The organism is Streptomyces sp. NPDC056738 (assembly GCF_042790435.1).
GTDB lineage: Bacteria > Actinomycetota > Actinomycetes > Streptomycetales > Streptomycetaceae > Streptomyces.
The window spans coordinates 185,676-210,806 of the sequence record NZ_JBHTZF010000015.1 but is presented as its reverse complement, the minus strand read 5'-3'; the positions used below and the strand labels follow the sequence as shown (position 1 = coordinate 210,806).

Sequence of the window (25,131 nt, the reverse complement as noted above, 5' to 3'; positions counted from 1 at the left end):
TCGGGCAGCCTGTGGAAAACCCTCATGCGAGACGGAGTCGCCCCTGTCTCGCGTGAGGAATGCGGGGAAGTGGTCCGCTTCGGCTAACGCCCGGCGAACGGCTCGTCCGTGCGCACGATTTCGCGTCCCAGCGGGAACAGCGAGATCGGGATGAGCTTGAAGTTGGCGATGCCGAAGGGAATGCCGATGATCGTGATGCACATGGCGATGCCCGTGACGATGTGGGCCAGCGCGAGCCACCAGCCCGCGAGGACGAGCCACAGGACGTTGCCGATGCAGGACGGGGCGCCCGCGTCGTGGCGCTCCACGGTCGTATAGCCGAAGGGCCACAGCGCGTAGATGCCGATGCGGAACGCCGCGATGCCGAACGGAATTCCGATGATCGTGATGCACAGGATGAGGCCTGCGGCGAGGTACCCGAGGAACAGCCAGAAGCCGCTCAGGATGAGCCAAATGACGTTCAGAATTGTCTTCACTGCTGACGACCTGCCATCTGCTCGAGCCGGGCGATGCGCTCCGCCATCGGCGGATGCGTAGAGAACATCTTCGACATTCCCTGTCCCGGGCGGAAGGGGTTAGCGATCATCATGTGGCTCGCGGTCTCGATGCGCGGCTCGGGAGGCAGCGGGAGCTGCTTCGTGCCCGCGTCGAGCTTGCGCAGCGCGCTCGCGAGGGCGAGGGGGTCGCCGGTGAGCTGGGCACCGGAGGCGTCCGCCTCGTACTCTCTGGAGCGGCTGATGGCGAGCTGGATGAGGGAAGCGGCGATCGGGCCCAGGATCATGACCAGGAGCAGTCCGAGGATGCCGGGACCGTCGTCGTCGTTGGACCGGCCGACGGGGATCAGCCAGGCGAAATTGACCAGGAACATGATCACGGAGGCCAGGGCGCCGGCCACGGACGAGATCAGGATGTCGCGGTTGTAGACGTGACTGAGCTCGTGGCCGATGACACCGCGCAGCTCGCGCTCGTCCAGGATGCGCAGGATCCCCTCGGTGCAGCAGACGGCCGCGTTGCGCGGGTTGCGGCCCGTGGCGAAGGCGTTCGGCGCCTCCGTCGGCGAGATGTACAGGCGCGGCATGGGCTGCCGGGCCTGCGTCGAGAGATCGCGGACCATGCGGTACAGGGCCGGGGCCTCGAACTCGCTCACCGGGCGGGCGCGCATCGCGCGTAGAGCCAGCTTGTCGCTGTTCCAGTACGCGTACGCGTTCGTGCCGATCGCGATGAACAGCGCGACGATCAGGCCGGTGCGCCCGAAGAAGCTGCCGATGACGATGATGAGTGCGGACAGTCCCCCGAGAAGTACGGCTGTCCTGAGCCCGTTGTGCCGGCGGTGCACGGTAGCCCTCCAAGTCGTGCGGCGGGGGAACCCTTTGCTTGCTGATGCTCTGCTTCCACTCTTCAGTGGACCCTCCCGTACTGGTCAACGCCAGACGGGAGGCACTAGTTCCCTTGTGCGCACTGCCTGGCGCGTGGGCCGTCCGGGTGATTCGGACGGCCGTTCACACGCGCGCGTGCGCCTCGAAGAGGCCCTCGGGGAGTGGTGCTTCGCAGGAGTGCTTCAGAAGAGCGCGGTCTCCGAGAAGCGGAGGATGATCTGGGGCGCCCCGGACAGGACGACGCCGAGGACGGCCGTCAGGGCGATGGCCGCGGTGAGCGGGACCGGAGCGCGGTGCGTGCCCGGCTCGCCTTCGGGAGCGCGGAAGAGCAGCGCCGTCCACTGCAGGTAGTAGAAGAGCGCGACCACGACGTTCACCGCCATGACGACGGCCAGCCAGCCGAGCCCCGCGTCGACGGCGGCCGAGAAGACGGTCACCTTGGCGAAGAGGCCGATGATGCCCGGCGGCAGGCCGGCGAGGCAGAGCAGGAAGAAGCCGAGGACCAGTGCGGTGAGCGGGCTCTCGGCGTACAGGCCCCGGTAGTCGCTGACGCGGTTCAGGGGGCTCCGGCGGGCCACCAGGGCGGCCACGGCGAAGGCGCCGAGGTTCACGGCGGCGTACATGAGGGCGTACGCGACCGTGGAGCCGATGGCCTGCTGGGCGTCCTTGGAGTAGGCGGCGGCCGCGATCGGGACCAGGAGGTAGCCGGCCTGGCCGACGGACGACCAGGCGAGCAGCCGTACCGCGCTGTACGCGCGCGTGGACCGCTGCCGCAGGGCGCCGACGTTGCCCACCGTCATGGTGAGGGCTGCCAGGGCCGCCAGGGCCGGGCCCCAGACGTCGGCGTACGAGGGGAAGGCGACGACGGTGACGAGGATGAGCCCGGAGAAGCCGACCGCCTTCCCGACGACCGACAGGTACGCGGCGATCGGCAGGGGCGCCCCCACGTAGGTGTCGGGCACCCAGAAGTGGAAGGGCACGGCGGCCGTCTTGAAGGCGAAGCCGACGAGGGTGAGGACGACGCCCGTCTGGGCGAGGGTGTGGAACTGCCCGTCGACGTGCTGGATCCGGTCCGCGATCCGGGTGAGGTAGAGGGTGCCTGTCGTCGCGTAGACGAAGCTGACGCCCATCAGGCTGACCGCGGTCGCGGTGACGGAGGACAGGAAGAACTTGAGGGCCGCTTCCGAGGACTTCTTGTCGCCGCGCTTGATGCCGACGAGCGCGAAGGCGGGCAGCGAGGCGACCTCCAGGGCGACGATGAGGGTCGCGAGGTCGCGGGAAGCGGGCAGGAGGGCGGCGCCGGCGGCCGAGGAGAGCAGCAGGAACCAGTACTCCCCCTCGGGGAGTTCCCGGTCGGCGTCCTTCAGCGCGGTGACCGACAGCAGGGCGACGAGGAGCGCGCCGCCGAGAACCAGGAGCTGGATCACCAGGGTGAAGCGGTCGGCCACGTAGCTGCAGGTGTCGGTCGCGCCGGTCAGGCAGAACGTGGCCCGGTCGCCGTCGCGCAGAGGCAGCAGCAACAGCCCCGACGCGGCGAGGCCCGCCACGGACGTCCAGCCGAGGACGGCCTTGCGCGCTTCGCCGATGAAGAGGTCGGCGACGAGGACGACGAGTCCGACGACCGCCGCGAGGGTGGGCGGCGCGATGGCGAGCCAGTCGACGGACTGGACCAGGGAACTCATCGGGTGCCTCCTGCGAGGAGCTGCTGGACGGCCGGGTCGGTCAGACCGAGCAGGGCCCGGGGCCACAGACCGGCGGCGACGGTGAGGGCGACGAGCGGCGTCCAGGCGGCGAACTCGTAGGTCTGGACGTCGGCGAGCTTCGGCGCCTCCCGCGGTGTCGCGCCCATGCAGACACGGCGTACGACGATGAGCATGTACGCGGCGGTGAGCAGCGTGCCGAACGCGGCGATCGTCATGAACGTCAGATAGGCGCCACGGCTGAGGCCGGCCGCGGGTTCGAAGGCGCCGAACATCGCCAGCATCTCGCCCCAGAACCCGGCGAGGCCCGGCAGTTCGAGCGAGGCCACGGCGGCGAAGGCCAGGAGGCCGCCGAGGCGCGGTGCCTTGCCGTAGAGAGCGGCGCCGGACTCCTCGGCGAGGCTGTCGAGGTCGGTGGTGCCCGTGCGGTCCTTCAGCGCTCCGACGAGGAAGAAGAGGAGGCCGGTGATGAGGCCGTGGGCGATGTTGGCGAACAGCGCGCCGTTCACGCCGGTCGGGGTCATGGTCGAGATGCCGAGCAGGACGAAGCCCATGTGGCCGACGGAGGAGTAGGCGATGAGCCGTTTGAGGTCGCCCTTGGCGCCCTGCTTGGCGAGGGCCAGGCAGGCCAGGGAACCGTAGATGATCCCGACCACGGCGAACGCGGCGAGGTAGGGGGCGAAGGTCCGGAAACCGTCGGGTGTGATGGGCAGCAGGATCCGGACGAACCCGTACGTGCCCATCTTCAGCATGACGCCGGCCAGCAGGACCGAGCCGACGGTCGGGGCGGCGGTGTGGGCGTCGGGCAGCCAACTGTGCAGCGGCCACATCGGCGTCTTCACCGCGAGCCCGAGGCCGATCGCCAGAACGGCGGTGACCTGCACGGATGTGCTCAAGCTGCGGCCGTTGTCAGTGGCGAGTGCCACCATGTCGAATGTGCCCGCCTTGATTCCGATCAGGAGCAGGCCCAGCAGCATGACGACCGAACCGAGCAGGGTGAAGAGGATGAACTTCCAGGCCGCGGCCTGGCGCTGGGCGCCTCCCCACCGTGCGATGAGGAAGTACATCGGGATGAGCACCGTCTCGAACGCGAGGAAGAACAGCAGCAGATCGAGGACGGCGAAGGTCGCGAGTGTGCCGGACTCGAGGACGAGCAGCAGGGCGACGAACGCCTTCGGGGTCGGGCCCGCGGGCATCTTGAAGTAGGAGTACAGCGCGCAGAGGAAGGTCAGCAGCGCGGTCAGGACCAGAAGGGGGAGGGAAATGCCGTCGACGCCGAGGTGGATCCGCACGTCGAGTGCGGGGATCCAGCTGATGTCCGTCGTGGCCTGCATCTTCGACGGGTGGTCGTGGTCGAAGCCCAGCGCGAGGACGATCGCGGCGATGAGGACGACTCCCGTGACGATCACACCGTGCCGCAGCACCGCCTGCTCGGGCGACTTCCCCTTCAGCCCGGGCGGGGCCGGGAGGAGGGCGGCGGCGGCCCCGATGAGCGGGCCGACCACGATCAACGCGAGAAGAATCTGCATCACGGATTCACTGATATCGATCACGCCTGCTCACGCTCCCGTGGCGACGAGGACGGCGGCGACCACCAGGACGACGGTGCCGGCGAGCAGCGCGCTCACATAGGTCTGCACATTGCCGGTCTGCGCACGCCGTACGGCGGTGCCGAGCCAGCGGGGTAGGGCGCCCGCGCCGCGTACGTAGGTGTCGACGACCTCTCGGTCGAGGAACCGGACGAGTGTGGCTCCGGCCTGGACCGGGCGGACGAACAGCACGGAGTACACGGTGTCGAGGTGGAACCCGACGGCCGCGTGCCGGTGCAGCGGGCCGAGCAGCAGCCGGCCCGGGTCCGCCGGGTCGGTGGCCTGGGCGACGTCTCCGTAGGCGGGTTCGTGGGAGGCGATGGCCTCGGCCTCCACCCGTCCGGCGTCGGCGTCCGGGTGAGCCGCGACCGCGCCCAAGGGGACGCGGGACGCCAGGGCCGTGGTGTGCCGCCAGGCTCCGTAGGTGACGATCCCGCCGACCAGAGCCAGTCCCGTGCCGAGCACCGAGGTGGCGAGGACCGGCGTCAGGTCACGTCCGTCGAACCAGTCGGGCAGCGGGCCGAAGGCCAGGCCGAACGCGAGCGAGGGGATGGCGAGCACCCACAGGACGGCCGTCATGGTGACCGGCTGCCTGCCGTGGTCGGGGGCCTCGGCCCCGTGGCCGCGGAAGGCCAGCAGCCACAGCCGGGTCGCGTACGCGGCGGTGAGGACGGCGGTGACCAGACCGGTGACCAGGACGATCCAGCCCGAGGCACCGGGGGCCTGCTCGGTGTGACCGGTGGCGACGTGCTCGGCGGCGCCGAGGACGGCCTCCTTGGAGAAGAAGCCGCTGAAGGGCGGGATCGCGGCGAGCGCGAGCAGCGCCACGGTCATCGTCCAGAAGGCGTCGGGGACGCGCAGGCGCAGGTCCTTCATACGGGACATGGCGGCCAGCGAGTTGGTGCCGGAGGCGTGGATGATCACGCCGGCGGCGAGGAACAGCAGCGCCTTGAAGGCGCCGTGCGCGAGGAGGTGGAAGACGGCGGCACCGCGGTCGCCGACGGCGAGGGCACCGGCCATGTAGCCGAGCTGACCGATCGTCGAGTAGGCGAGGACCCGCTTGATGTCGTCCTGGGCGAGTGCCGCGAACCCCGAACCGACCATCGTGACGCCGGCCATGACGGCGAGGACGACCATCGCGGCCGCGGAGGCCTGGAAGACGGGAAGGAGACGGGCGACGAAGTAGATACCGGCGGCGACCATCGTCGCGGCGTGGATCAGCGCGGAGACGGGTGTGGGGCCCGCCATCGCGTCGGGCAGCCAGGTGTGGAGCGGGAACAGCGCCGACTTGCCCGCCACGCCCGCGAGGAGCAGGAGGGCGACGACGGTCGGGTGGTGCAGTCCGCCGCTCGCCACGGTGCCGAGGACCGCGGTGATCCGGAACGAGCCGGCGTCGGTGGCCAGCGCGAACAGACCGATGAGGAAGGGGACGTCGCCGAGCTTGGTGACCAGGAAGGCTTTGAGCGAGGCGGCGCGGGCTTCCGGGGTCTCCCAGTAGTGGCCGACCAGGAAGTACGAGCAGATGCCCATGATCTCCCAGCCGACCAGCAGCACCATCAGGTCGCCGGAGTAGACGACGAGCAGCATCGCGGAGGTGAACAGGGAGACGAGGGCGGCGTACGAGGGGTAGCGCGGGTCGTCGCGCAGGTAGCCCGTCGAGTAGATCTGCACGCAGGTGGCGACGACGCCGACGAGTACGGCGACGAGGGCGGCGAAGCCGTCGATGTGCAGGCCCAGTTCGATGGGGACCGAGCCGGTCGGGGTGAGTTCGGTGTGCGAGGTGATGGCCAGGCCGCCGCCCTGGTCGACCGCGACCGTCACGGCGAGGGCGAGCGAGGCGAGGACGGGCAGGACGGCGAGCGGGCGCACGAAGCCCGGGGCCGTGCGGCCGAGGAGGAGTCCGGCGACGGCACCGAGGAACGGAAGGAGGGGGACGAGGACGGCGAGAGTGGTCGTGGTCACGCGGTGGCCTCAGCCTTCTCGGCCGCGGGGGCGTCGGGGTCGTCGGGGCCGTGGCCCTCGGCGGTGTCGCGGAGCTTGTCGATGTCCGAGGTGCCGCGGTTGCGGTACACGGCGAGGACGATCGCCAGGCCGATGCCGATCTCGGCGGCTGCGATGGCGATGGTGAACAGGGTCAGGGCCTGGCCGGAGTGCAGGGTGTCGCGGGCGGCCTTGGAGAGCCAGACGTCGAAGGCGACGAGGTTCAGGTTGACGGCATTGAGCATCAGCTCGACCGACATGAGGACCAGGATCGCGTTGCGGCGCGCCAGAACTCCGTACAGGCCCGTGCAGAACAGGAGGGCCGCGAGCACGGCGGGATAGGCGAGGTGCATCAGCGGACACCTTCCTTGTCCTGCTTGCCGTCGCGGCTTCCGGGGACGCGCGGGCCGGCGGCCGACGTGGTCGCCGCGGCGGTGTCCGCCTTCGCCTTGCGGGAGAGGACGATCGCGCCGACCAGGGCGGCGAGGAGGAGGACGGACAGTGCTTCGAAGGGGAGGACCCAGTTCTGGAAGAGGCTGGCGCCGGTCACCTCGGTGGAACCGGCGGCGGCGCCGTCGAGATCGACCCAGGTCGTGCGGAACGCGTCGACGACGACCCAGACCAGGGTGCCGGCCGAGGCGACGGCGACGGCCAGGGCCGCCCAGCGGTTGCCGGAGTCGGCGTCCGGGGAGCGGCCGATCGGGGCCCTGGTGAGCATCAGACCGAACAGAAGGAGGACGACGACGGAGCCGACGTAGATGAGGACCTGTACCCAGGCGATGAACTCGGCCGTCAGCAGGAGGTATTCGACGGCGAGGCCGCCGAGGGCGACCACCAGCCACAGTGCGGCGTGCACGAGCTGCTTGGTGGTGACGGTGACGATCGCGGCGCCGAAGGTGAGCAGGCCGACGAGGAGGAAGGCGATCTCGACACCGGTCGGGGAGAGGAAGCCGTGGTGCTCGGCGGCGACGGTGGTGGCCGTGCGGGCCGCCGTGGCCGTGGCTGCTGCGAGGGTCACGACTGTCCCTCCTGCGGGCCGGACGCCTCGGCCTGGGCCGCCTGTTCGGCCGCGAGTTTGTCGGCGGTCTTGCGGGCGGCGGCGATCTCCTTGGGCTCCTCGGCACCGGGGTCGAGGGCGGGCGGGGCCGGGACGGTCCACATCCACTCGCGGAGCTTGTCGCGTTCGTGGGTGAGTTCGTGGATGTCCGTCTCCGCGTACTCGAACTCCGGAGTCCAGAACAGCGCGTCGAAAGGACAGACCTCGATGCAGATACCGCAGTACATGCACAGGGAGAAGTCGATGGCGAAGCGGTCGAGGACGTTGCGGCTGCGCTCACGGCCGCCCGGGGCGGCGGGCGGGACCGTCTCCTTGTGGGAGTCGATGTAGATGCACCAGTCCGGGCACTCGCGGGCGCACAGCATGCAGACGGTGCAGTTCTCCTCGAAGAGGGCGATGACACCACGGGTGCGGGGCGGGAGTGCGGGCTGGACGTCCGGGTACTGCGCGGTGACGGTCTTCTTCGTCATCGTGCGGAGGGTGACGGCCAGGCCCTTGGCGAGGCCGGAGCCAGGAATGGGGGCCATGGTTACGCGATCACCACCTTGACGATGCCGGTGAGGGCGATCTGGGCGAGGGACAGGGGGACGAGGAGGGTCCAGGAGAGCTTCTGGAGCTGGTCCTCGCGCAGACGGGGGTAGGTGACGCGGAGCCAGATGACGACGAAGGCGAGGATCGCGGCCTTCAGCAGGGTCCACACCCAGCCGAGGCCGTCCGCGCCCCAGGGTCCGTGCCAGCCACCGAGGAAGAGGACGGTGGTCAGACCGCACAGGACCACGATCCCTGCGTACTCGGCGAGCAGGAACAGGGCGAAACGCAGGCCCGTGTACTCGGTGTACGCGCCGAAGATGATCTCGGAGTCGGCCACGGGCATGTCGAAGGGGGGCCGTTGGAGCTCGGCGAGGCCGGCGACGAAGAACACGATCGCGCCGACGATCTGCCAGGGCAGCCACCACCACTGGAAGGCGTCCACGATGCCGGGGAGCGAGACCGTGCCCGCGGCCATCGCGACCGAGGCCGCGGTCAGGAGCATCGGGAGCTCGTACGCGAGGAGCTGGGCGGCGGTGCGCAGGCCGCCGAGGAGGGAGAACTTGTTGGCCGACGCCCAGCCCGCCATGAGCGAGCCGAGGACGCCTACGCCCATGACGGCGAGGACGAAGAAGATTCCCGCGTCGACGACCTCGCCGACCGCGCCCTCGCCCGGGCCGATCGGGATGGCGAGGAGGACCAGGAGGTACGGGAGCAGGGCCACCGCGGGAGCGAGCTGAAAGATACGCCGGTCCGCGCCCGCGGGGACGATGTCCTCCTTCTGCGCGAACTTCACGCCGTCCGCGACGAGCTGGGCCCAGCCGTGGAAGCCGCCCGCGTACATCGGGCCGAGGCGGCCCTGCATGTGGGCCATCACCTTGTGCTCGGTCTGGCCGACGATCAGGGGGAACGTCAGGAACACGACGAAGACGACGAGGAGGCGGAGGGCGACGTCGAGAGCGTCGTTCACTGCGTACCTCCGGAGGGGTCGTCGGGGCTGGGGGCGGGCTTCGATCCCGGTTCGGGCTTCGTCTCGGGGGCTGGAGCGGTCGCGGCCTCGGGCTCCGGTTCACTCTTCGTCTCAGGGGCCGGAGCGGCCCCCGCCTCGTGCTCCGACTCAGGCGCCGGTTCCGGCTTCGGCTTCGGCTCGCGGGCCGGACCAGTCCCAGCCTCCGGCTCAGACTCGGACGCCGGTTCGGTCTTCGCCTCAGGCGCCGGAGTGGCCCCGGCCTCGGCCTCGGGCTCAGACGCCGGTTCCGGCTTCGGCTCGGGCGCCGGAGCGGTCCCCGCCTCCGGCTCGGACTCAGGCGACGGTTCCGGCTTCGGCTCGGGCTTCGCCTTCGGCTGGGGCTCCGGCCGGTCCGGTTTGGGTTCCGAGTTGTCGAACGCGGGCTTCGGCTGGTGCCACGGCGCGTCCGAGCTGCGCGGTGCGGCGGACCTTCCGACGGGCGGTGTGGCCGGAGCGGTCGGCTCGCCCTCGGTCGCCGGCGAGTTCGGAGACAGGGTCGGGGTCGGAGCAGAGGTCGGAGACGGCTGCTGCTCGGTGCGCTGGCTGGCCGAGCCCTGGCTCACGCTGCGGGACCGGCGGGCGGGTCGAGCGGTCTCGGCACCGGAGGCCGCACCCGCCGCGACGGGCCCCGCGGCCGCTCCCGTGGCGCCCGCGCCGGCACCTGCGGCCGTTGGCGCATCGGCCGGAGCGGCGGGCGTCTGGCTCGCCGAGCCCTCCCCCGCCGTGCGGGTCCTGCGGACCGGGCGGTCGCCGGCGGGGCGGGCGGCGCCACGGGCCGGGCGGGACGGAGCCGGGGGGAGCTGGCCCTTGAGAGGGCCCCACTCGTTGGGGTCGGGAACGCCGGGCGGCAGCATCTGGCGGCGCTTCGGGCCGCCGTGCTCGGACTCGCCGGGCTCCTTCGCGCCGGGCCAGGCCTTGGCGACACGGGCGGCCAGGACAAAGTCCTTGCGGAGGGGGTGGCCCTCGAAGCCCTCCGGCAGGAGCAGGGGGTCGAGGCCGGGGTGGCCCTCGAACGTCACGCCGAACATCTCGTGGGTCTCGCGCTCGTGCCAGGCGGCACCCGCGTAGACGGAGACCGCCGACGGGAGCGCCGGGGCGGTGTGCGGGACGGTCGTGCGGACGAGGAGGCGGTGGAGCGGGGACAGGGCCACGACGTGGGCCGAGACGCGGAAGCCCGTGCCGGGTTCGTCGACGGCGCTCAGCCAGTCGAAGTAGGTGCAGCCCAGGGTGTCGCGGGCCGTCTCCAGGGCCGCGATCCAGGAGGCCGGCGGCACGTCGACGGTCAGGACCTCGTACGACTCCTCGGCGGTGGCGTCGGGGCCGAAGAGGTCCTCGGCGGGGCCGGGAAGCCAGCCGACGGTCATCGGTCCTCCTCGCCGGGGGCGGCCGGATCCGTGCCCGGGACGTTCGTCGCGGAGGGGGCCGGCGGTTTCACCAGGCCGCTCTGGAGCGCGGCGGTGGAGGGGCGCGCGGTGTCGGTGCCGTAGCGCTCCCCCAGCGATTCCCGGGCGATCTTCTCCTGGAGCTTGAGGATGCCCTGGAGCAGGGCCTCGGGGCGGGGCGGGCACCCGGGGACGTAGACGTCGACGGGGATGATCTGGTCGACGCCCTTGGTGACGGAGTAGGAGTCCCAGTACGGGCCGCCGCAGTTGGAGCAGGCGCCGAAGGAGATGACGTACTTCGGCTCGGGCATCTGCTCGTACAGGCGCTTGACGGCGGGCGCCATCTTGTCGGTGACCGTGCCGGAGACGACCATCAGGTCGGCCTGGCGGGGGCCCGGCGCGAACGGGATCACGCCGAGGCGGATGAAGTCGTGGCGGGCCATCGACGCGGCGATGAACTCGATCGCGCAGCAGGCGAGGCCGAAGTTGAAGACCCAGAGCGAGTAGCGGCGGCCCCAGTTCAGGACGACCTTCATGGGCTCGGGCGCGAGGCGGGCGAGCGCGCCGAGCCGCTTGGGTTCGGGCAGCGGCACCGGGGCCGGCTGCCCCGGGGCGGTGGGGGTCACGTCCATGTCAGGACGCCCTTCTTGTATGCGTACAGCAGGCCCACGGCCAGGAAGCCGAGGAAGATGAACATCTCGACGAGCGTCGCGGCACCGTAGCCGGGAGCGGCGAAGACCGTGGCCCAGGGGAAGAGGAAGATCGAGTCGACGGCGAAGATGACGTAGAGGAAGGCGTACACGTAGTAGCGGACCTGGGTGTGGGCCCAGCCCTCGCCGACGGGGTCGACGCCGCACTCGTACGTCAGGAGTTTCTCGGGGGTCGGGACGACGGGGCGCAGCAGGCGGCCCGCTCCGAAGGCGACGGCGACGAACAGCACGCCGACGACGGCGAGCAGTCCGACGACCGAGTAGGACTGGAAGTAGTCCGCCGCCACGACGGCCCCGGTCGCCGTGACAACGGTCGGTTCCGGCACGTCAGCCCCTCACTCCCTGACCTCGTTGCGCCCCGTCGTGCGCCGTCGCGCACTCTGTGATGCGCCATGTTCGACGATCTGTACGGACGGGAGTCTAGGGCCTGCTAAAGAGAGCGTAAGCAGCCCGTCACGCCTCGACCATCCCTCGGCCGCCGGTGACGTGTTCACGTCTCACGGTGTGAACACGTTCCTCCTGAGGGTGGGGTTATCCCCAGTGCATCGCGGCGGCCCACCTCATGGCGCGGCGGCGCGCCGCCGGGCAGGCTAGCGGATATGACCGAACGCATCCCGCCCGCCGCTCCGCCGGACGCCCCGTCCGACGGTGACCGGCCGCCCGCCGTACGCCCCGCCCTGGACCCGGGGACGTGGAGGGAGATCGCCCATCTCCTGGCGAATCTGCCGGCCTCGATCATCGGGTTCGTGTACGTGGTGACGATGCTCGCCACAGGTGCGGGGCTCGCCGTGACCGTCGTGGGACTGCCGCTGCTGGCGGCGGGACTGCGGGGTTCGCGGCAACTGGGCAAGCTGGAGCGGGGGCGGGCGCGGCGGCTGCTGGGGCTGCGGATCGACGAGCCGAGCCCGTTGCCGGTGCGCCGGACCGGCTTCTTCGGCTGGCTGTGGTCGAGCCTGAAGGACCCGGTGGGCTGGCGGGCGGTGCTGTACGACCTGATACGGCTGCCCTGGGGCATCGCCACCTTCACGGTGACGCTCGTGTCGCTGATCGTGCTGTGGCCGGTGCTGCCGTTCATCGCGCGCGGGCTGACGAACGTGGACCGGGCGATGGTGCGCGGACTGCTGTCGCCCTCCGACGAGTTGGAGCGGCGTATCGCCGAACTGGAGTCGGACCGCGGGGTGGTGGTCGACACGGCGGCCGCCGATCTGCGCCGTATCGAGCGCGATCTGCACGACGGGGCGCAGGCCCGGCTCGTCAATCTCGCGATGGGGCTCGGCCTGGCGAAGGAGAAGCTCCTGGAGGACCCGGACGCCGCGGCGTCGATGGTGGACGAGGCGCACGGCGAGGTGAAGCTCGCCCTCCAGGAACTGCGCGATCTGGCCCGTGGCATCCACCCGGCGGTCCTCACCGACCGGGGTCTGGACGCCGCCCTGTCCGCGATCGCCTCGCGGTGCACCGTGCCCGTGAAGGTGACCACCGAACTGGAGTCGCGGCCGGCCGCCGCCATCGAGGGCATCGCGTACTTCACGGTCTCCGAGCTGCTCCAGAACGTCAGCAAGCACAGCGGGGCGAGGTCGGCCTCGGTGGACGTCTGGCGGACGGACGAGCGCCTGCTCATCCAGGTGCGGGACGACGGCCGCGGCGGGGCCGGTGTCGACGGCGGTACGGGCATGGCGGGGCTCGCGGACCGGCTCGGCGCGGTGGACGGGCTGTTCGTCGTCGATTCGCCGGTGGGCGGCCCGACGGTCATCACGGCCGAACTGCCGTGGCGGGACCGCCAGGACGAGGCCGTCCGGTGAGCGTCCGTACGAGCCGAGGTTCACTCGATGGAGATCCTCGGCCGCCGGGGTCGGCGGGGTCGCCGGGGTCGCCGGGGTAGGGAAAGCCCCCCGTTCAAGACGCCGATCCGCCGCATGTCCCCCGGGCCTGCCGAACGGCACGCTGGAAGAAGAGGAAGCAGCCGGCTCGCGGAGCAGGTCGAGGCGCAGGACGAGACGAGAGAACGGACGGACCGATGGCCACGGAGTACGGACACGGATACGGGCACCGCGGCGGGTCCCGGTTCGACGAGGCGGGCGCCGCCGGGCCGCGGCACCGCCTCCCGGCCCCGCTGCGGGCGCCGTTCGAGGCCCGTACGTGGCGCGAGTTCGGCTACGTGCTGCTGGGGCTGCCGCTCGGGATCCTCCTGTTCACGTTCGCCGTGACGATGGTCTCGCTCGGCGCGGGCCTGCTGATCACCTTCCTGGGCGTTCCGGTGCTCGCCGCCGCGCTGGCCGGCTGCCGCGGTCTCGGCTCGCTGGAGCGGGCGCGGGCGCGCGCCCTGCTCGGTGTCGAGGTGGCCGAGCCCGAGCCGCTGCGGGTGCAGAAGCACGGGGCCATGGCGTGGATGGGCGCGGTGCTCAAGAGCGGCACGTCGTGGCGGCATCTGCTGTACGCGGTGGTGCAGTTCCCGTGGTCGGTGTTCTCCTTCGTCGTCGCGGTGACCTTCTGGGTGTACGGCTGGGCGCTGCTGACGTATCCGCTGTGGTTCTGGGTCTTCCCGATGTACGGCGGCCAGGACGGGCTCCAGTTGTACGGCGACAGCACGCACTCGATCTATCTGGACAACCCGTTCGAGATCACGGTGACCGCGCTGGTGGGGCTGCTCTTCACGATGGCGACGCCGTGGATCGTGCGGGCGCTGACGACCGTGGACCGGGTGATGGTGACCGGGCTGCTCGGTCCCTCGCGGCTGGCCACGCGCGTGGTGGAGCTGGAGTCCGACCGCGGGGTCGTGGTCGACACGGCCGCCGCCGATCTGCGCCGTATCGAGCGCGATCTGCACGACGGGGCGCAGGCCCGGCTCGTCGCCCTGGCGATGGATCTGGGGCTCGCGAAGGAGAAGCTGGCCGAGGACCCCGAGGCGGCGGCACGGATGGTGGACGAGGCGCACGGCGAGGTCAAGACGGCGTTGCAGGAGCTGCGGGATCTCGCGCGGGGGATCCATCCGGCGGTGCTGACCGACCGCGGGCTCGACGCCGCGCTGTCCGCGGTGGCCTCGCGGTGCACGGTTCCGGTGCAGGTGGAAGTGGATCTGGCGGTGCGGCCGGCGCCGGCGATCGAGGGGATCGCCTACTTCACCGTCTCCGAGCTGCTGCAGAACATCAGCAAGCACTCCCGTGCGACGCGGGCGACCGTGGATGTGTGGCGGGTGGAGAACCGGCTGATGATCCAGGTCGGCGACAACGGGGTCGGCGGGGCGGACGTCACCGAGGGGTCGGGCCTGGCCGGGCTCACGGAACGGCTCGACGCGGTGGACGGGATCCTGGTGGTGGACTCGCCTCCGGCCGGTCCCACCCGGATCACGGCGGAGCTGCCCTGGCGGGGCTGAGACTCCACGGCACGCGCGCGGGGACCCCGGTGCACTCCACCGGGGTCCCCGCGCGCCGCGAGGTCCGTGCCGGCCCGGGCAACCCCACGGGTGCCGCCGGACGTCCGCATGTACACCACCGGGGCGAGACCGGATCGCGCCGGTTCCGCTCCGGGACGAGTCCCGGACCGCCCAGTTCCGCTCCGGGACGAGGCGGGATCACCCCAGTTCCGCCCCGGGGCAAAGCCGGACCGCCCCAGTTCCGCTCCGGGGCGAGGGGGGATTGCCCCCATGTACCCCACTGGGGTGAAGAAGTCGGATCGCCTCGCGTACCCCACCGGGGTGCAGCGGGATCGTCGCCTACCCCACCGGGGTAGGCGACGCGCCTCTTCCCGTCGCCCGGGCGCATCCGGATCCGAATGCTGGAATGCTGGGGGCTGTCGTACGAACGGGCACGAACCCGGTGGAGCCGGGGGCGGCCGGGGGCGGGCTCTGGGGGGACCGAGAAATCGTGGAGGACAGGGTGCGGGTGGTCATCGCCGAGGATTCAGTGCTGCTCAGGGAGGGCCTGACCCGGTTGCTGACCGACCGCGGGCATGATGTCGTGGCAGGGGTCGGGGACGGCGACGCGCTGATCAAGACCATCACCGACCTCGCGGCGCAGGACGCGCTGCCGGACGTCGTCGTGGCGGACGTACGGATGCCGCCGACGCACACCGACGAAGGCGTGCGGGCGGCCGTGCAGCTCCGCAAGGCCCATCCGGGACTCGGTGTGCTCGTGCTGTCGCAGTACGTGGAGGAGCGGTACGCCACCGAGTTGCTGGCCGGATCGAGCCGTGGCGTCGGCTATCTGCTCAAGGACCGGGTCGCCGAGGTCCGCGAGTTCGTGGACGCGGTGGTGCGGGTGGCCCAGGGAGGCACCGCGCTCGACCCGGAGGTCGTGGCGCAGTTGCTGGGCCGCAGCCGCAAGCAGGACGTGCTGGCCGGGCTGACGCCCAGGGAGCGGGAGGTCCTCGGGCTCATGGCCGAGGGCCGGACGAACTCCGCCGTCGCCCGCCAGCTCGTGGTCAGCGACGGAGCCGTGGAGAAGCACGTCAGCAACATCTTCCAGAAGCTGGGCTTGTCACAAAGTGACGGGGATCATCGGCGTGTTCTGGCCGTCCTCACATACCTGAACTCATGACGACCTGACAGTCTGTCAGTTGTCGAGCAGAACCAAAGGGTGAGCGGGGAACGTCTTTCGAGGAAGGGGCCAGGGGCGGGAAAAATCGTGACACATCAGTATGTCAGGACGTCTCACCACAGCGTCCATCATGCGAATGGCCTAAGGAAGGCGACCCTTACCGACGTAGGGTTGAAAAAGGAAGGGTCTGCGGGAAGGCCACTCCCGGACAGCCGCCTCAAAGGAGGTCCAGTTCAGTGACGAGCAAGGTCAGCAGCCCAACGGAACAGGCCGACGAAGCCGTCGTAGGAGAACAGCGCAAACCGCCGGGGGCGAAGGACGTCCGCCGGCTCGACCGGGTCATCATCCGGTTCGCGGGGGACTCCGGTGACGGTATGCAGCTCACCGGCGATCGCTTCACCTCGGAGACTGCCTCCTTCGGCAACGACCTCTCGACCCTGCCGAACTTCCCCGCCGAGATCCGCGCGCCCGCAGGCACACTGCCGGGCGTTTCGTCGTTTCAACTGCATTTCGCCGACCACGACATCCTGACGCCGGGCGACGCGCCCAACGTCCTCGTGGCCATGAACCCGGCGGCCCTGAAGGCGAACATCGCCGACGTGCCGCGCGGAGCCGAGATCATCGTCAACACGGACGAGTTCAACAAGCGGGCGATGCAGAAGGTCGGCTACGCGACCAGCCCGCTGGAGGACGGCTCGCTGGACGGCTACAACGTCCACCCCGTCCCGCTCACGACGATGACCGTCGAGGCGCTGAAGGACTTCGAGCTCTCCCGCAAGGAGGCCGAGCGCTCCAAGAACATGTTCGCGCTGGGTCTGTTGTCGTGGATGTACCACCGGCCGACCGAGGGCACCGAGAAGTTCCTGCGGACCAAGTTCGCCAAGAAGCCCGACATCGCGGCCGCCAACCTCGCCGCGTTCCGGGCGGGCTGGAACTTCGGCGAGACGACAGAGGACTTCGCCGTCTCCTACGAGGTCGCGCCCGCGTCGACGGCCTTCCCGACCGGCACCTACCGCAACATCTCCGGGAACCTCGCCCTGTCGTACGGCCTCATCGCCGCCTCCCGGCAGGCCGATCTGCCGCTGTACCTGGGCTCCTATCCCATCACGCCGGCCTCCGACATCCTGCACGAGTTGAGCAAGCACAAGAACTTCGGGGTGCGCACCTTCCAGGCCGAGGACGAGATCGCGGGCATCGGCGCGGCGCTGGGCGCGGCGTTCGGCGGCTCGCTCGCCGTGACGACGACGTCCGGTCCCGGTGTGGCGCTGAAGTCGGAGACGATCGGGCTCGCCGTCTCCCTCGAACTGCCCCTGCTCGTCATCGACATCCAGCGCGGCGGCCCCTCGACGGGCCTGCCGACCAAGACCGAGCAGGCCGACCTGCTCCAGGCGATGTACGGGCGCAACGGCGAGGCCCCGGTGCCGATCGTCGCGCCGCGCACCCCGGCCGACTGCTTCGACGCGGCGATGGAGGCGGCCCGGATCGCGCTGACGTACCGGACGCCCGTCCTGCTGCTGTCGGACGGCTACCTGGCCAACGGCTCCGAGCCGTGGCGCATCCCCGAGACCGACGAACTCCCGGATCTGCGCGTGCAGTTCGCCCAGGGACCGAACCACACGCTGGACGACGGCACCGAGGTCTTCTGGCCCTACAAGCGCGATCCGCAGACCCTCGCCCGCCCCTGGGCCGTCCCCGGAACTCCCGGTCTCGAGCACCGTATCGGCGGCATCGAGAAGCAGGACGGCAGCGGCAACATCTCGTACGACCCCGCCAACCACGACTTCATGGTCCGCACCCGGCAGGCCAAGATCGACGGCATCGACGTCCCGGACCTGGAGGTCGACGACCCGACCGCGGGCACCGAGGCGGCGGCCGACACCCTTGTCCTCGGCTGGGGTTCGACGTACGGGCCGATCACCGCCGCGGTCCGCCGGCTGCGTACCGCCGGGGAGCACATCGCGCAGGCGCACCTGCGCCACCTCAACCCCTTCCCGCGGAATCTGGGCGCGGTGCTCGGGCGTTACGACAAGGTGGTGATCCCCGAGATGAACCTCGGCCAGCTCGCCACCCTCGTGCGGGCCAGGTATCTGGTGGACGCGCACTCGTACAACCAGGTCAACGGCATGCCCTTCAAGGCTGAGCAGCTCGCCACAGCTCTCAAGGAGGCCATCGATGGCTGACACGTCAACGGAAGGCCCGGGCACGATCGAGGCGCTTTCCCTGGTCCCCAAGGCCGACGCCAGGCAGTCCATGAAGGACTTCAAGTCCGATCAGGAAGTGCGCTGGTGCCCCGGCTGCGGTGACTACGCGATCCTCGCCGCCGTCCAGGGCTTCATGCCCGAACTCGGCCTGGCGAAGGAGAACATCGTCTTCGTCTCGGGCATCGGCTGCTCGTCCCGCTTCCCGTACTACATGAACACCTACGGGATGCACTCCATCCACGGCCGCGCGCCCGCCATCGCGACCGGCCTCGCCTCCTCGCGCCGCGACCTGTCCGTATGGGTCGTCACCGGCGACGGCGACGCCCTGTCCATCGGCGGCAACCACCTCATCCACGCGCTGCGCCGCAACGTGAACCTGAAGATCCTGCTCTTCAACAACCGGATCTACGGTCTCACCAAGGGCCAGTACTCCCCGACCTCCGAGGTCGGCAAGATCACCAAGTCGACGCCGATGGGCTCCCTGGACGCGCCCTTCAACCCGGTGTCGCTGGCGATCGGCGCGGAGGCCTCGTTCGTGGCCCGGACCGTGGACTCCGACCGCAAGCACCTGACCGACGTGCTGCGCCAGGCAGCCGCCCACCCCGGCACCGCCCTGGTGGAGATCTACCAGAACTGCAACATCTTCAACGACGGCGCCTTCGAGGTCCTCAAGGACAGACAGTCCGCGGAGGAGGCGGTGATCCGCCTGGAGCACGGACAGCCCATCCGCTTCGGCGCCGACGGCTCCCGCGGTGTGGTCCGCGACCCGCGCACCGGCGACCTCCAGGTCGTCACCGTGACCCCGGAGAACGAGGCCGACGTCCTGGTCCACGACGCGCACACCGCGTCGCCGACCACCGCGTTCGCGCTGTCCCGGCTCGCCGACCCCGACACCCTGCACCACACCCCCATCGGGGTGTTCCGCGCGGTCGACCGGCCGGTCTACGACACACAGATGGCCGACCAGCTCGACGCCGCCATCGAGCAGAACGGCAAGGGCGACCTCGCCGCGCTCCTCGCCGGCGGCGACACCTGGACGGTCGTCGGCTGACCCCGTCCGCGGACGGTTCTACGAGGCCCGGGGCGCGCGTCCCCGGGCTTCGTCGTACGCGCCGCGGGCCCGCTCGACGTCGGCCATGCGCTCGCTGGTCCACAGCGCCAGCGACCGCACCTGCTCGGCGGCCTCGCGGCCCAGGTCGGTCAGGGAGTAGTCGACGCGCGGCGGGATGACCGGCTTGGCGTCGCGGTGGACGAGCCCGTCGCGCTCCAGGGTCTGGAGGGTCTGGGTGAGCATCTTCTCGCTGACGCCCTTCCCGACCCTGCCGATCGCGCGGCGCAGCTCGCTGAAGCGGTACGAACGCTCCAGGAGCTCGATCAGGACGAGGACGCCCCAGCGGCTGGTGACGTGCTCCAGGACCAGGCGGTAGGGGCACATCGCCTCGTCGGCGTCGTACCCGTCCGTTGCCTTCACGCTGCTTACGGCCATGCCGAAACCTTACTCGAAAGTGGGTACCTTACGTCGAGGTGGGCACCTTACTTCAAGGTGGGTACTTTCCAACAGTTAGTGCAGCTCCTAGGGTGAGTGACATCCGCACCCCACAAGGAGATGTACGCCATGAGCATCGTCGTCACCGGAGCCACCGGACACCTCGGCCGTCACGTGGTCGAGCAGTTGCTGGAGAAGGTCCCCGCCGAGGAGATCACCGCCGTCGTGCGGGACGAGTCCCGGGCCGCCGACCTCGCGGCCCGCGGCGTACGGCTCGCGGTCGCCGACTACAACACCCCCGAGACCTTCGACGGCCTCTTCGCGGCCGGTGACAAGGTCCTGCTGATCTCGGGCAACGAGTTCGACAAGGGCCGCGTGGGACAGCACCGCGTCGTCATCGACGCGGCCGGGGCCGCCGGGGTCGCGCTGCTCGCCTACACCAGCGCCCCCGGGAGCCTGACGGCCGCGCTCGTCGACGACCACCGCGCCACCGAGGAGGTCCTGCTCGCCTCCGGAGTGCCCTACACGCTGCTGCGCAACGGCTGGTACCACGAGAACTACACCGAGAACCTCGCCCCGGTGCTCGCACACGACGCCGTCGTCCAGGCCGCGGGCGAGGGCCGGGTCGCCTCCGCCGCGCGCGCCGACTACGCCGCCGCCGCGGTCGCGGTCCTGACCGGCGAGGGGCACGAGAACAAGACGTACGAGCTGAGCGGCGACGAGGCGTGGGGCTTCGCCGAGTACGCCGCCGAGCTGAGCCGCCAGACCGGCAAGGAGATCGCCTACAACCCCGTCTCCCCCGAGGCCTTCGCCTCCATCCTGACCGGCGCCGGGCTGCCCGAGGCCTTCGCCGGGATCCTCGCGGGCGTCGACGCCTCCATCGAGAAGGGCGAGCTCGCCGGCACCCCCGGCGACCTGTCCCGGCTCACGGGCCGTCCCACCACGCCGATCGCCGAGGCGGTCGCGGCGGCACTGAAGGGCTGAGACCTGGGCGACGCCCGGCGCCCTCCCCGGTGCCGGGTTCCCGGAACGGGCACCCCTGCCTGTCATGACCGTATGGCGATACGGGCATGACAGGCAGGGGTGTGCGGCGCTACCTTCTTTCATGCTGCACGGAAGTTCCCCGACCGCACGGGAGCTCCGGGCCGCGGGACGCGGCAGACGTCCGAGACCGTGGGAGAAGGAGACGCCGGTGGCCGGGAAGTCGAGAGGCGAGCAGCACATAGGACTGCTGAACGGCTTCGCGGCATATGGGATGTGGGGGCTCGTCCCCCTGTTCTGGCCGCTGCTGAAGCCCGCCGGAGCCATCGAGATCCTCGCCCACCGGATGGTGTGGTCCCTCGCGGTGGTCGGGGTCCTGCTGCTGGTGATGCGGCGCTGGGCCTGGGCGGGCGAACTGGTGCGGCAGCCGCGCAAGCTCGCGCTGATCACGGTGGCGGCGGCGGTCATCACCGTCAACTGGGGCGTCTACATCTGGGCGGTCAACTCCGGGCACGTCGTCGAGGCCTCGCTCGGCTACTTCATCAATCCCCTGGTCACCATCGCGATGGGCGTGCTGCTCCTCAAGGAGCGGCTGCGGCCGGTGCAGTGGGCCGCCGTGGGTGTCGGCGCCGCGGCCGTCCTGGTCCTGACGATCGGCTACGGCCGCCCGCCGTGGATCTCCCTCTGTCTCGCCTTCTCCTTCGCCACGTACGGCCTGGTGAAGAAGAAGGTCAACCTCGGCGGCCTCGAATCGCTCGCCGCCGAGAGCACGATCCAGTTCCTGCCCGCGCTGGCGTATCTGGTGTGGCTGGGCTCGCGGGGCGACGCGACGTTCGCCGCGCAGGGGCCGGGGCACGGCGCGCTGCTCGCGGCGACCGGTGTGGTCACCGCGATCCCGCTGATCTGCTTCGGCGCCGCCGCGATCCGCGTGCCGCTGTCCACCCTGGGCCTGCTCCAGTACATGGCGCCCGTGTTCCAGTTCCTGCTCGGCATCTTCTACTTCCACGAGGCCATGCCGGCCGAGCGGTGGGCCGGGTTCGCGCTGGTGTGGCTCGCGCTGTCGCTCCTGACGTTCGACGCGCTACGGAACGCGCGCCGGGGCGCGCGGGTCCTGCGGGAATCGGCCCTCGCGGCGAAGCCCCAGGGACTCTCCGAGGTCCAGGGACTTCCCGAGGTCCAGGGGCCTGCCGCCGAGGTCACGGAGATCGCCGCCGTCGCCGCGGGTACCGCGACCGAGGCCGCGGGGATCGCCGCCGGCACCGTCGGCTCCGCCGGCACCGTCGGCTCCGCCGGCCGGACGGGTGCACACGGCACCTCGTGAGGAACGGACGGCCGCGCCGGGGCTGAGCCGGAGGGCTCGCCCCGGTGCGCGGTGAGGGCCGGCACCGCTCGTACGAGCGGTGAGGGCGGCCCGGCCTGTACGAGCCGGGAAGGCCGGCCCGGCTCTCACGAGCGGTGAGGGCCGGCCCGGCTCGTACGACACGAGGGTGGTCCGGCGAGTGACCTTGCCCCTGTGGCCGGGCAGCCACTATGAGTGGGTCATGACGCCGAATCCCGTGCCCGCACCCGCACCCGTCCACTGGAAACTCGTCATCGACGCCGCCGATCCGCACGCGCAGGCCGACTTCTGGTCCGCCGCGCTCGGCTACACGGTCGAGGACAACAGCGCCTTCATCGAGGGGCTGCTGGGCCTCGGCGCCCTGCCGGCCGACGCCACCGTCGACTTCCACGGCCGCCCGGCCTTCCGGGACCTGATCGCCGTACGGCATCCCGAGGACCCGTACGACAAGGAACGCGGCACCGGCCTCGGGCGGCGCCTGCTCTTCCAGCGCGTGCCCGAACCCAAGACGCAGAAGAACCGGCTCCACCTCGACCTGCACCCCGGCGAGGGGCGCCGCGCCGACGAGGTCGAGCGTCTCAGGTCACTGGGTGCCGGAGTACTGCGCGAGGTGAAGGAACCGGCGGGCGAGTGGGTCGTGATGACGGACCCCGAGGGGAACGAGTTCTGCGTCCACTGAGGCGGGTGGCCTGACCGGCCGGGCGATCGGGCGAGTGGCCCGGGCGAGCGTGCGGCTGACCGCCGGGCGGACGGCCGGGCACCCCGACGACCAGGCGGCCGGGACCCTTGCACGGGGGCCCGACCGCCACTCTCCTCACTCGCCGTGTGCCCGGGGCGTCCGGGTGTACGGGTTGTCCGCTGCGAGACGGGCGCGTTCCGCGAGGCGGACCATGCGGGTGCGGGCCGATTCGAGTTGTTCGAGGTCGTCGGCGGCGGGACCGTCGTCGGCCGCGAGCTCGGTCCACAGTCCGATCAGGTCCCGCCCGAGGTGCAGGCCCTGGAGGGGATCCCGGACGGCGCGCCACGCGGCGGCCGCGCTCTGGACGTTGCCGTAGGCGGCCCCCGCGTCCCGGTGGCGCCGGCGGACCCTCGCGAGATCCAGCGACAGATGGAACGACCTGAGCGCGTCACCGGCCAGGTAGGCGATGTACGCGGTCAGCTCGCGCAGCTTCAGCACCTCGGGGTGTTCCTGGCCCAGCGACTGCGCCGCCTCCGCGACGGCACGCTCCGCCATCCCCGCGGCGGCCTCGATACGGCCCATCTTCACGGCCTCGTTGATCCGCGCGACGGGCTCGGCGAGGAACGCCGACGCGGCGTCCCGTTCCGCGGCCGGCCCCTGAGGACTTGGGGCGAGCACCGCCTCGGCCACGGCGTCGAAGCCGCGGGCGGGAGTGGGGTTGGGGTCCGGTTCCGGGTCCGGGCCCAGCAGCGACAGGGCCTCCGCCGCGGAGGCCCGCTTCCGTTCCGGGGCGACCGCCTCGGGTTCGGGGGCGCGCTCCGGCTCCGGCGCGGAACCGCTCACCGGGGCCGGGCCGAACTCCCCCGTCGGGGCGGGCACATCGGCGGCCGCCGATTCCGGCACCGCCCGCAGAACCCGCGTCGACGCGGCCCCGGGCAACGGCCTCGGTTCCGGTACGGCCCGCAGGACGAAGGTGGACGGCGTGGGAGCACCGGGCTCGGCGGCCTCGGCCGCGGGCACCGGAGCGGGGCCGGCCGCGGGGGCGACAGGACCGCCGCTCGCCGGACCGGTCCCGGCGCCCGTGCCCGAATCCGCAGGGGCGGGGGCAGGAGCGGGAGCGGGAGCAGGGGCGGCCTGCGGCACGCCGGGCGCGGACGCCGGGGGCGCCTGCGGCACGGACCCGGGCTGGCTCTGTGACTGCGGCTGCGGCTGCGGATGCGGCTGCGGCTGCGGATGCGGATGCGGCACGACGAACTCGGCGGTCACCGCCGGTTCCGGCCTGCGCACGGGCGCGGGCCGCGACTCCGGGGCGAACTCCGGACGTACCGCCGGCTCGTGCTTCCACGCCGGTGCGGGCTGCGAGTCCGGGCGAGCCTGCGGCGCGGGCGCAGGCGCGGATTGAGGTACCGGCGCGGGCTGCGAGTCCGGGCGGGTCTGGGACTCGGGCGCGGGCTGGGGTACGAACTCCGCCGTCACCGCCGGTTCCGGCCTGCGCACGGGCGCGGACTGCGGCTCCGGGGCGAACTCCGGGCGGGCCTGCGGCGCGGGTGGTGCCGTGGGCGGGTACGCCGGTGCGGGCGCGGGTGCCGCCTCGGACGTCGTCGCCGGGGTCGACGGGGTCTCGCCCTCCGATCCCGGGATCGGTCGCGCTTCCGGGTCCGGCACCGCACGCAGAACGTACGTCGCCTTGTCCCGGCGCGGAGCGGACGGCGCCTCGGTGGACACCGGGGCGGACGGAACCGGCGGAGCCGGAACCTCCGGACGCCGCGGAGCCGGAGGCTGCGACGCTCCCTGGACCGGCGCCCGCGGAACATCGGCGACCGGATGTCCCGGGCGCTCCTGAATGGGCGGCTGCGGACGCTGTCCCGAGGTCGGCGCCTGCGGGCGCTGCCCCTGGACCGGCGGCTGGGACTGCGGGTGCTGCTCCGGAGTCCGGGGTTCCGGGCGGTACTCCGAGACCGGAGACTGCGGGTGCCGCGGCGGTGCCGGAGGCTGCGGGCGGCGCTCCTGGGCCGGGGCCTGGAAACGCCCCTCCGGAGCCTGGCCCTGGAAACGCCCCTCCGGAGCCTGGGGCTGGGAGCGCTGCTCAGGAGCCTGGGGCTGGGAGTGCTGGGCCGGAGCCGGGGGTTGCGAGGGGCGGCTCTGGGTCGGGAGGCTCGGGCGCCCCTCGGGGTGGGCCGGGGGTGCCACGCGGACCGGCTCCGCCGTGTAGCGGCTGGAGCCGTCGACGTGGACCTGGAGCGGTACGACGAAGCCGATGCGTTCGTCGTGGATGCTGGCCAGCACCGGGTGGCCGGTGGCCAGGGCGAGGCGGTGGAGGTAGTTCAGGATCGCGCCCTGGACCGTCTCGCCGGGCGCGGCCACGACCGGCATCCCGCCGACCGTGGCACAACCCTGCATCCCCGCCACCCCCGCGGTGCCCGGGGTGCCCGCAGCACCCGGCGCCGCCCCGGCGTCCGCGGACGCCGGCACGTGTACCTCGATCGGCGTCATCCCCGCGGCCGGCTGCCCCCCGGCACCGGCCGTCGAGCGCTGCCGCTTGAGTTCCCGCTTCTGTTCGCGGCTGAGTCGAGACATCGGTT

The 25,131-nt window shown here is 71.6% G+C and carries 22 protein-coding genes; 8 read left to right on the top strand and 14 right to left on the bottom strand.

The window, feature by feature from the left end; all coding sequences use genetic code 11:
- Positions 1-83: 83 nt before the first annotated feature.
- The 12 genes from ACFRIC_RS33975 to ACFRIC_RS33920 form a co-directional block, all read right to left on the bottom strand.
- Positions 84-476, bottom strand: a complete 393-nt coding sequence (locus ACFRIC_RS33975) for a YccF domain-containing protein (protein WP_355760773.1) — start codon at positions 474-476, stop codon at positions 84-86.
- A complete protein-coding gene (htpX, locus tag ACFRIC_RS33970; protein ID WP_103548377.1) occupies positions 473-1,336 on the bottom strand; it encodes a zinc metalloprotease HtpX in 864 nt (287 codons plus the stop codon). Before htpX ends, ACFRIC_RS33975 begins: the two co-directional genes overlap by 4 nt.
- Positions 1,337-1,558: 222 nt before the next feature.
- A complete protein-coding gene (locus tag ACFRIC_RS33965) occupies positions 1,559-3,058 on the bottom strand; it encodes an NADH-quinone oxidoreductase subunit N (RefSeq protein ID WP_382794003.1) in 1,500 nt (499 codons plus the stop codon).
- The gene (locus ACFRIC_RS33960) at positions 3,055-4,629 is read right to left on the bottom strand and encodes a NuoM family protein (RefSeq protein ID WP_382794001.1); all 1,575 of its coding nucleotides are present in this window, start codon (positions 4,627-4,629) and stop codon (positions 3,055-3,057) included. Before ACFRIC_RS33960 ends, ACFRIC_RS33965 begins: the two co-directional genes overlap by 4 nt.
- A 6-nt stretch (positions 4,630-4,635) precedes the next feature.
- On the bottom strand, positions 4,636-6,627 hold the full coding sequence (locus ACFRIC_RS33955; protein WP_382793998.1) for an NADH-quinone oxidoreductase subunit L: 1,992 nt from the start codon (positions 6,625-6,627) through the stop codon (positions 4,636-4,638).
- Entirely contained in the window at positions 6,624-6,998 is a 375-nt protein-coding gene (gene nuoK, locus ACFRIC_RS33950; protein WP_266761664.1) for an NADH-quinone oxidoreductase subunit NuoK, read from the bottom strand. The genes ACFRIC_RS33955 and nuoK overlap by 4 nt, the downstream gene beginning before the upstream one ends.
- Positions 6,998-7,663: an NADH-quinone oxidoreductase subunit J gene (locus ACFRIC_RS33945; protein WP_382793994.1), complete on the bottom strand. Its 666-nt coding sequence runs from the start codon at positions 7,661-7,663 to the stop codon at positions 6,998-7,000. The genes nuoK and ACFRIC_RS33945 overlap by 1 nt, the downstream gene beginning before the upstream one ends.
- The gene (locus ACFRIC_RS33940) at positions 7,660-8,229 is read right to left on the bottom strand and encodes a NuoI/complex I 23 kDa subunit family protein (RefSeq protein ID WP_382793991.1); all 570 of its coding nucleotides are present in this window, start codon (positions 8,227-8,229) and stop codon (positions 7,660-7,662) included. Before ACFRIC_RS33940 ends, ACFRIC_RS33945 begins: the two co-directional genes overlap by 4 nt.
- Positions 8,230-8,231: 2 nt before the next feature.
- Positions 8,232-9,200 carry an NADH-quinone oxidoreductase subunit H gene (locus tag ACFRIC_RS33935; RefSeq protein WP_382793988.1) on the bottom strand — a complete coding sequence of 323 codons (969 nt, stop codon included), beginning with the start codon at positions 9,198-9,200 and terminating at the stop codon, positions 8,232-8,234.
- Positions 9,197-10,603: an NADH-quinone oxidoreductase subunit C gene (locus ACFRIC_RS33930; RefSeq protein ID WP_382793984.1), complete on the bottom strand. Its 1,407-nt coding sequence runs from the start codon at positions 10,601-10,603 to the stop codon at positions 9,197-9,199. The genes ACFRIC_RS33935 and ACFRIC_RS33930 overlap by 4 nt, the downstream gene beginning before the upstream one ends.
- Positions 10,600-11,253: an NADH-quinone oxidoreductase subunit B gene (locus ACFRIC_RS33925; RefSeq protein WP_382793980.1), complete on the bottom strand. Its 654-nt coding sequence runs from the start codon at positions 11,251-11,253 to the stop codon at positions 10,600-10,602. The genes ACFRIC_RS33930 and ACFRIC_RS33925 overlap by 4 nt, the downstream gene beginning before the upstream one ends.
- Complete coding sequence (locus ACFRIC_RS33920) at positions 11,244-11,657, bottom strand: NADH-quinone oxidoreductase subunit A (RefSeq protein ID WP_095936005.1); 414 nt, start codon at positions 11,655-11,657, stop codon at positions 11,244-11,246. Before ACFRIC_RS33920 ends, ACFRIC_RS33925 begins: the two co-directional genes overlap by 10 nt.
- 273 nt (positions 11,658-11,930) lie before the next feature.
- Here ACFRIC_RS33920 and ACFRIC_RS33915 point away from each other — a divergent pair, with 273 nt between their 5' ends.
- The 5 genes from ACFRIC_RS33915 to ACFRIC_RS33895 all read left to right on the top strand — a co-directional run bounded on the left by ACFRIC_RS33915 (position 11,931) and on the right by ACFRIC_RS33895 (position 19,115).
- Entirely contained in the window at positions 11,931-13,130 is a 1,200-nt protein-coding gene (locus ACFRIC_RS33915; RefSeq protein ID WP_382793976.1) for a sensor histidine kinase, read from the top strand.
- A 215-nt stretch (positions 13,131-13,345) separates the two neighbouring features.
- A complete protein-coding gene (locus ACFRIC_RS33910) occupies positions 13,346-14,701 on the top strand; it encodes a sensor histidine kinase (RefSeq protein ID WP_382793974.1) in 1,356 nt (451 codons plus the stop codon).
- A 502-nt stretch (positions 14,702-15,203) separates the two neighbouring features.
- The gene (locus tag ACFRIC_RS33905; protein ID WP_351863173.1) at positions 15,204-15,863 is read left to right on the top strand and encodes a response regulator transcription factor; all 660 of its coding nucleotides are present in this window, start codon (positions 15,204-15,206) and stop codon (positions 15,861-15,863) included.
- Positions 15,864-16,099: 236 nt separating this feature from the next.
- Positions 16,100-18,043 carry a 2-oxoacid:acceptor oxidoreductase subunit alpha gene (locus ACFRIC_RS33900; protein ID WP_382793971.1) on the top strand — a complete coding sequence of 648 codons (1,944 nt, stop codon included), beginning with the start codon at positions 16,100-16,102 and terminating at the stop codon, positions 18,041-18,043.
- Complete coding sequence (locus tag ACFRIC_RS33895; protein ID WP_382793968.1) at positions 18,036-19,115, top strand: 2-oxoacid:ferredoxin oxidoreductase subunit beta; 1,080 nt, start codon at positions 18,036-18,038, stop codon at positions 19,113-19,115. The genes ACFRIC_RS33900 and ACFRIC_RS33895 overlap by 8 nt, the downstream gene beginning before the upstream one ends.
- An 18-nt stretch (positions 19,116-19,133) precedes the next feature.
- Here ACFRIC_RS33895 and ACFRIC_RS33890 read toward each other — a convergent pair whose 3' ends face one another.
- Positions 19,134-19,550 (bottom strand): winged helix-turn-helix transcriptional regulator, encoded by a 417-nt coding sequence (locus tag ACFRIC_RS33890; protein WP_382793965.1) that lies wholly within the window; start codon positions 19,548-19,550, stop codon positions 19,134-19,136.
- Positions 19,551-19,679: 129 nt separating this feature from the next.
- Here ACFRIC_RS33890 and ACFRIC_RS33885 point away from each other — a divergent pair, with 129 nt between their 5' ends.
- From ACFRIC_RS33885 to ACFRIC_RS33875, 3 genes are all read left to right on the top strand, one after another.
- Positions 19,680-20,534, top strand: coding sequence for an SDR family oxidoreductase (locus tag ACFRIC_RS33885; RefSeq protein ID WP_382793962.1), 855 nt, complete (start codon positions 19,680-19,682; stop codon positions 20,532-20,534).
- A gap of 208 nt (positions 20,535-20,742) precedes the next feature.
- Positions 20,743-21,852 carry an EamA family transporter RarD gene (gene rarD, locus ACFRIC_RS33880; RefSeq protein WP_382793959.1) on the top strand — a complete coding sequence of 370 codons (1,110 nt, stop codon included), beginning with the start codon at positions 20,743-20,745 and terminating at the stop codon, positions 21,850-21,852.
- Positions 21,853-22,072: 220 nt separating this feature from the next.
- Positions 22,073-22,549 (top strand): VOC family protein, encoded by a 477-nt coding sequence (locus ACFRIC_RS33875; protein WP_382793955.1) that lies wholly within the window; start codon positions 22,073-22,075, stop codon positions 22,547-22,549.
- A gap of 135 nt (positions 22,550-22,684) precedes the next feature.
- Here the strand turns inward: ACFRIC_RS33875 and ACFRIC_RS33870 are convergent, their stop codons facing one another.
- A complete protein-coding gene (locus ACFRIC_RS33870; protein WP_382793952.1) occupies positions 22,685-25,126 on the bottom strand; it encodes a hypothetical protein in 2,442 nt (813 codons plus the stop codon).
- Positions 25,127-25,131: the final 5 nt, after the last annotated feature.

Excerpts from the sequence above, each read along its gene's own strand:
- ACFRIC_RS33965 (WP_382794003.1), bottom strand. The coding sequence starts at position 3,058 with ATGAGTTCCCTGGTCCAGTCCGTCGACTGGCTCGCCATCGCGCCGCCC.
- nuoK (WP_266761664.1), bottom strand. The coding sequence starts at position 6,998 with ATGCACCTCGCCTATCCCGCCGTGCTCGCGGCCCTCCTGTTCTGCACG.
- ACFRIC_RS33940 (WP_382793991.1), bottom strand. The coding sequence starts at position 8,229 with ATGGCCCCCATTCCTGGCTCCGGCCTCGCCAAGGGCCTGGCCGTCACC.
- ACFRIC_RS33930 (WP_382793984.1), bottom strand. The coding sequence starts at position 10,603 with ATGACCGTCGGCTGGCTTCCCGGCCCCGCCGAGGACCTCTTCGGCCCC.
- ACFRIC_RS33925 (WP_382793980.1), bottom strand. The coding sequence starts at position 11,253 with ATGGACGTGACCCCCACCGCCCCGGGGCAGCCGGCCCCGGTGCCGCTG.
- ACFRIC_RS33915 (WP_382793976.1), top strand. The coding sequence starts at position 11,931 with ATGACCGAACGCATCCCGCCCGCCGCTCCGCCGGACGCCCCGTCCGAC.
- ACFRIC_RS33910 (WP_382793974.1), top strand. The coding sequence starts at position 13,346 with ATGGCCACGGAGTACGGACACGGATACGGGCACCGCGGCGGGTCCCGG.
- ACFRIC_RS33895 (WP_382793968.1), top strand. The coding sequence starts at position 18,036 with ATGGCTGACACGTCAACGGAAGGCCCGGGCACGATCGAGGCGCTTTCC.
- ACFRIC_RS33890 (WP_382793965.1), bottom strand. The coding sequence starts at position 19,550 with ATGGCCGTAAGCAGCGTGAAGGCAACGGACGGGTACGACGCCGACGAG.
- ACFRIC_RS33885 (WP_382793962.1), top strand. The coding sequence starts at position 19,680 with ATGAGCATCGTCGTCACCGGAGCCACCGGACACCTCGGCCGTCACGTG.
- ACFRIC_RS33875 (WP_382793955.1), top strand. The coding sequence starts at position 22,073 with ATGACGCCGAATCCCGTGCCCGCACCCGCACCCGTCCACTGGAAACTC.
- ACFRIC_RS33870 (WP_382793952.1), bottom strand. The coding sequence starts at position 25,126 with ATGTCTCGACTCAGCCGCGAACAGAAGCGGGAACTCAAGCGGCAGCGC.